This window comes from Micromonospora okii, from assembly GCF_020884795.1.
GTDB lineage: Bacteria > Actinomycetota > Actinomycetes > Mycobacteriales > Micromonosporaceae > Micromonospora > Micromonospora okii.
This window is the reverse complement of sequence record NZ_BBZF01000022.1, coordinates 260,356-266,355: the sequence shown is the minus strand read 5'-3', so window position 1 is coordinate 266,355 and position 6,000 is coordinate 260,356. Positions and strand designations below refer to the sequence as shown.

At 75.7% G+C, this 6,000-nt stretch carries 5 protein-coding genes; all 5 read right to left on the bottom strand.

Translation table 11 applies throughout. The features are described from left to right. Positions 1 to 263: 263 nt before the first annotated feature. Positions 264 to 1,328: an ABC transporter permease gene (locus LPU43_RS21980; RefSeq protein ID WP_229402390.1), complete on the bottom strand. Its 1,065-nt coding sequence runs from the start codon at positions 1,326 to 1,328 to the stop codon at positions 264 to 266. Next, positions 1,325 to 2,218 (bottom strand): ABC transporter ATP-binding protein, encoded by an 894-nt coding sequence (locus LPU43_RS21975; protein WP_229402389.1) that lies wholly within the window; start codon positions 2,216 to 2,218, stop codon positions 1,325 to 1,327. Before LPU43_RS21975 ends, LPU43_RS21980 begins: the two co-directional genes overlap by 4 nt. An 87-nt stretch (positions 2,219 to 2,305) precedes the next feature. Next, positions 2,306 to 2,974, bottom strand: a complete 669-nt coding sequence (locus tag LPU43_RS21970; protein WP_229402388.1) for a response regulator — start codon at positions 2,972 to 2,974, stop codon at positions 2,306 to 2,308. After that, positions 2,971 to 4,263 (bottom strand): sensor histidine kinase, encoded by a 1,293-nt coding sequence (locus tag LPU43_RS21965; protein WP_229402387.1) that lies wholly within the window; start codon positions 4,261 to 4,263, stop codon positions 2,971 to 2,973. Before LPU43_RS21965 ends, LPU43_RS21970 begins: the two co-directional genes overlap by 4 nt. A gap of 77 nt (positions 4,264 to 4,340) precedes the next feature. Further along, on the bottom strand, positions 4,341 to 5,864 hold the full coding sequence (gene mhpA / locus LPU43_RS21960) for a bifunctional 3-(3-hydroxy-phenyl)propionate/3-hydroxycinnamic acid hydroxylase MhpA (protein ID WP_229402386.1): 1,524 nt from the start codon (positions 5,862 to 5,864) through the stop codon (positions 4,341 to 4,343). Positions 5,865 to 6,000: the final 136 nt, after the last annotated feature.

Sequence of the window (6,000 nt, the reverse complement as noted above, 5' to 3'; positions counted from 1 at the left end):
CGTTACCCTCCGGTTTCCGCCCTGTCAAACCGGCCTATCCCGATCTGACACGCTTCACCCGAATCGCGGGCACCAGTCACCGGCCGACTTCCGTCGGTCGCCTCCTGGGGTTCGGCAGGCCGTCCGCCGCGGTCTCCCGCTTGGCGCCCGTTTCCCTGCCGGCGCAGAACATTACCCCGCCGGTCTCCGCCCCGCCAAATCGGCCCCCTCCCCCGCCGGGAGGGGGCCGATTTGGCGGCCCGATCGCGGGGCGTTTCCGCAGGTCAGCCGATCGGTTCGCGGTCCCGCCAGGCGCGGCGCAGCGACACCCGCCCGTTGGTGCGCAGCAGGGCGCCCTCGTACAGCCGGGCCCCGGCGACCAGACAGGCGGCGGTCGTGGCCAGCAGCACCAACAGCGACACCACCGGCTCCCAGCCGGCCGCGTCGCCGGTGAACATCCGCAGCGGCATGGCCGTGGGGGCGGAGAACGGCACGTACGACAGGATCCGCATGGCCGCCGGGTCGTCGCTGAGGAAGGAGACCGCGAAGAACGGCAGCATCACCGCGAGCTGGACCGGCATCGACACCCCCGCGATGTCCTCCTGCCGGCTGGCCAGTGCGCCGGCCACCGCCCAGAGCGCGGCGAGCAGGATGAAGCCGACGACGAAGAACGGCACGAACCAGCCCAGCGCCGGGGCGAGCAGCGGCAGGAGGCCGTCCCCGTCGGTGATCCGCATGCCGACGAACGTGGCGAGCACGATCAGCACGATCTGGCCGAAGGCGAGCAGCCCGCCCGCGATCACCTTGCCCGCGAGCAGCGCCCGGACCGGCACGGCGGCCACGAGGATCTCCACGATCCGGGTCTGTTTCTCCTCGGTCACGCTCTGCGCGATCTGCACGCCGAAGATCTGTGAGGTGAAGAAGAACGACATGGCGAAGGCCAGGGGGACGAGGAACGCGGCCACCGGGTCGACGGCGTCGGGGTCCAGCAACCGCACCTGCGGGCCGGTGCTCAGGGCGCGGACCACGTCGTCGGGGCGCTCGTCGAGGGCGAGCACCTCCGGGCCGGCGACCACCGCCGCGTCGACGTCGCCGTCGCGGACCAGCCGCTCGGCGGTGGCGTCGTCGGCGACCGTGCGGACGTCCAGACCGGCCTGGCGCAGCGCCTCGGCCTCGGCCGGGGCGGCCACCGCCACGGTGGTGGGCGCGCCGCCGAGCAGGGCGGGAAGGATCGCCGCGCCGGCGGCGAAGAGCAGGAAGAACAGCGTGCTGACGATGAAGACCTTGTCGCGCAGCTTCACGCGGATCTCGCGGGCGGCGACCAGGCGGGTGGCGGCGAGGAGGGTCACTGGGTCAGCTCCCGGAAGATCTCGGCGAGGGACGGGGTGACGGGGCGGAAGGCGCGCACCGGGCCGCGGTCGAGCGCGGCGCGCAGCACGCGCTGGTCGTCGGCGGGGTCGGCGAGGTCGAACACTGCGCGGGCCCCGTCGAGGTCGACCAGGGTGAGGCCGGGCTGGTCCCGCAGCCAGCCGAGGTCGCCGTCCACGACCAGCTCGAAGCGGGGCAGGGAGTGCGCGGCCCGCAGCTCCTCCCGGGGGCCGGCGGCGCGGACGGCGCCGCCGGCGATGACCACGAGGTCGTCGCAGAGGCGCTCCACCACGTCGAGCTGGTGGCTGGAGAAGAGCACCGGTACGCCCCGGGCGGCCCGCTCGCGCAGCACCGCGACGAGGGTGTCGACGGCTCCCGGGTCGAGCCCGGAGAACGGCTCGTCGAGCACGAGCACGTCCGGGTCGTGGACGAGGGCGGCGGCGATCTGGGCGCGCTGTTGGTTGCCCAGCGACAGGGTCTCCACCAGGTCGCCGGCCCGTTCGGTGAGCCCGACCCGGTCGATCAGCTCGGCGGTGTTGGCGCGCGCCCGCCCGGCGGTCAGGCCGTGCAGCCGGCCCAGGTAGACGAGCTGGTCGCGGACGCTCATCTTGGGGTAGAGGCCGCGCTCCTCGGGCAGGTACCCGAAGCGGCGGCGGGCCTGCCGGTCCAGCGGGGCGCCGCGCCAGGTGACGGTGCCGGCGTCCGGGGCGAGGACGCCGAGGATGACGCGCATGGTGGTGGTCTTGCCGGCGCCGTTGGCGCCGACGAAGCCGGTCATCCGGCCGGCATTCACCTCGAAGGTGACGTCGGTGAGGACCCGCCGGTCGCCGAAGCTGCGGCGGACCCCCTCGACGCGGAGCAGGTTGATCATGGAGTCGACGCTAGTCGTCGCGGGGTGTCCTGCCGTCGGGCTGCGGGCGGACCCCGGGCGTCCGTCGGCGGGTGGACCGGGCCGGGCTCAGCCGCCGGGGCGCACCACCCCGTGCTCGTACGCGAAGACGACCGCCTGGGTGCGGTCGCGGAGCCCGAGCTTGGCCAGCACGCGGCTGACGTGGGTCTTCACGGTGGCCTCGCCGAGGTACAGCGCGGCGGCGATCTCGGCGTTGGTGTCTCCCCGGCCCAGCAGCTCCAGCACCTCGCGCTCGCGCGGGGTCAGCATGCGCAGCAGGGCCGGGTCGGTCCGGCGGGCGCGGCCGGCGGCCGGGGCGGCGAAGGTGGCGATGACCCGGCGGGTGATCTCCGGGGCGAGCAGGGCGTCGCCGCGGTGCAGGACGCGGACGGCCTCGACGAGGTCCTCCGGGGTGCCGTTCTTCAGCAGGAACCCGCTGGCTCCGGCCTGGAGGGCGGCGAACAGGTAGTCGTCGCGGTCGAAGGTGGTGAGGATGAGTACGGCGGGCGCGCCGGGGACGGCGGTGATCCGGCGGGTCCCCTCCAGCCCGTCGACGCCGGGCATCTCGACGTCCATGAGCACGACGTCGGGGCGCAGGGCGGCGGCCAGCTCGGCGGCCCGCGCCCCGTCGCCGGCCTCGCCGACCACCTCGATGTCGTCCTCCACCTCGAGGATGACCCGGAAGCCGGTGCGGACGAGGCGCTGGTCGTCGGCGAGCAGCACGCGGATGGGGGTCATCGGGCCGCCCCCACGGCGGCGTGGGTGAGCGGCAGGCGCGCCCGGACGCGGAAGCCGCCGCCGGTGCGGGGGCCGGTTTCGAGTTCGCCGTCGTGCGCGGCGACCCGCTCGCGCATGCCGACGAGTCCCATGCCGGCCGGGTTGGGCGGCCCGGCGACGCGACCGTCGTCGCTGACGTCGATCTCCAGCTCGCTGGCGAGGTAGCGGATGCGGACGTCGAGGGTGGTCGCCCCGGCGTGCTTGACGGTGTTGGTGACGGCCTCCTGGACGATCCGGTACGCGGTGTGGGAGACCGTGCCCGACAGCGGGACGGGTTCGCCGTACACGCCGACGTGGGCGCGCAGCCCGGCGGCGCGGGCGGCGTCCAGCAGCTCGGGGACCCGGTCGACGCCGTCGGCGGCCGGGGGTCGCTCCGGCTCCGCCCCGTCGGGTTGGCGCAGCAGGCCGAGCATCCGGCGCAGCTCGTCGACCGCGCTGCGGGCGCTCTGCTCGATCGCGCCGAGCGCCGTGCGGGCCTTGGCGGGGTCGCGGTCGAGGACCCGGCGGGAGGCGGCGGCCTGCACGCCCATGACGGAGACGTGGTGGGCGACGGAGTCGTGCAGCTCACGGGCGATGCGGACCCGTTCGGCGAGGATGGCCCGCTCGTGGGCCTCGGCCTGGGAGCGACGGAGCTGCTCGGCCTGGGCGGCGAGCTGGTGCTCGCGGCGGGCGGCGGTCCAGGCGGTCTCGCCGAAGAAGTAGGCGAAGCCGAAGACGAGGACGTTGAGCAGCACGCCGTTGACGATCGCGGCGAGCGCGGGCGGCACCGGGCCGGGGGCGTCGACGAACGCGTCAGGCGGCAGGTCGGCGACGGCGATGGTGTATGCCAGCGCGATCCAGGCGAACATGGCGACGATGATGGCGATCCGGATGGCGCAGGAGCGCCGCCGGTCGCGTCCCCACGCGCCGAGGGTGTAGATCGCGGCGAAGAGGGCGCCGGAGGAGAGCTGCATCTCGGGGGCCGAGCGGACCTGGCTGGCGACGAACGCCACCGCGACGACCACGGCGACCGCCTCGGGGTGGCGGCGTCGCCAGGCCAGCGGGAGGGTGACGGCGACCGACCAGAGGAGCCGCTCGGGCCAGGACGGCGGGTCGCCGAGCAGGAACACGCCGGCGCTGCTGGTCAGCGTGAGGTTGAGCACGGCGACGGCGGCGACGGCCAGCCCGACGTACAGGTCGTGGCGTTGCTGTTCGGGGGTGGGGCCGCGGCGGCGGTACGCGTCGTCGCAGGTCGTCGGTGCGGTGCTCACCCCACTCACCCTTTCATGTGCCGGCGACCGGGGGCCAACCAGAGCGTCGTCCATCCGCGTGCCGGACGGGTCACGGGCTAGCTGGGGTCGCCGGTCGGTCGCGTCAGCGGCGGGGCGGCCCGGACCAGGGCCGGCGCGGCCCCCGTGCCCAGGACCGTGCGGTCGGGGCGCACGAGCGCCGCGCGGGCGCCGCCGCGGCGCAGCCACCGGCCGAGGGGCGAGGCGGGCTGCACGGGCACGAGGGTCACGCCGCGTCGCCGGGCCTCGGCGGCCGTGCCGGGCTCGACCGGCCGTGCGGTGACCAGGGTGAACGACGATCCGGCCGCGTCGTCGAGGCGGCGGCCGTCGCCCAGGGGCGCGTTCGGGCAGAGCCGGCCCTCCAAGGCCCACGGCCGGCCGCGCCGCCGCCGCAGGGCCGAGCGTCGCAGGGGTGGGGTGGCGCTGTCGAGCACCTTGGCCCGTAGGCCGGGCACGTGGGCCAGCCGGGGCGCGACGACCCGCCGCAGCAGGTTGCCCGCCTCGCCGCCGGAGGTCATGGCCCGCCCGATGCCCACGGCGAGCCGGACGAGGGTGGTGACGTGCGGCCGGCGCTCGGCCTCGTAGCTGTCCAGCGCGCCGTCGGGCAGGCCACCGGCCAGGACGGCGGCGAGCTTCCAGGTGAGGTTGGCGGCGTCGCGCAGGCCGGCGCCCAACCCCTGGCCGATGAACGGCGGCGTGAGGTGGGCGGCGTCGCCGAGGAGGAAGACCGCGCCGGTGCGCCACCGGTCGGCGACCTGGGCGCGGAAGGTGTACTCGGCGCGGCGGACGATGGTGAGCGCCTCGAACGGCACGTCCCGGGTCCACGGCCGGACGAGCCCGCGCAGGATCTGCGGGGCGGCCATCGCCTCGGCCGTCTCGCCGGGCAGGAGGCGGAACTCCCACCGGTAGCGCCGCGCCCCGACGCGCAGGTACGTCGCGGGTCGGCGGGGATCGCACACCTGGTGCACGCCCTCCCAGGCGTCGATGTCGGCCTCGGTGTCGACGTCGACCACGAGCCAGCGCTGGGCGAAGCCGAGGTCGCGCATGGCCGCGCCGGTCCGCGTGCGGACGAGACTGTTCGCGCCGTCGCAGCCGAGGACGTACCGCGCGGGGAGGGTCTCGCGCCTGCCCGTGCCCCGGTCGGTGAGGGTGACCGTCGCCGACCCGGGGCCGGCGGAGACATCCTCGACCTCGACGCCGCCGCGCAGGCTGACCAGGGGGTCGGCGGCGACGGCGCGGCGCAGGGCGGCCTCCAGCTCGGGCTGGTCGAACATGTTGGCCGGTGGGTGGCCGTGGACGCCGGCGGCGGGGTCGCGCCGGAACTCGGCCAGGACGCGGTGGTCGGGGTCGAGCAGCCGCAGCCCCCGGCCGGGCCGGGAGATGGCGGTGAACTCCTCGCCCACCCCCGCCTGGTGCAGGATGCGGCACGCCTCGTCGTCGAGGTGGACGGCGCGGGGGCGCGGGTAGGGGTGCTCCCACCGGTCGAGCAGGAGGCTGCGGACGCCGTGGCGGGCGAGCAGGGCGGCGGCGGTCACGCCGGTGGGCCCCGCGCCGACGATGACGACGGGCGGCGGATCGTCCATGGCCCCATCACCTCGCCCGCTCCCGCCCCGGTACGGCCAGCCTAGTCGGCGGGGCGGAGCCGCGCAGGCCATAGGCGTACGCCGATTGACAAAGTTTGGCTTGCAAACTTAGTCTGCGGGTCGACGGGGCGTCACC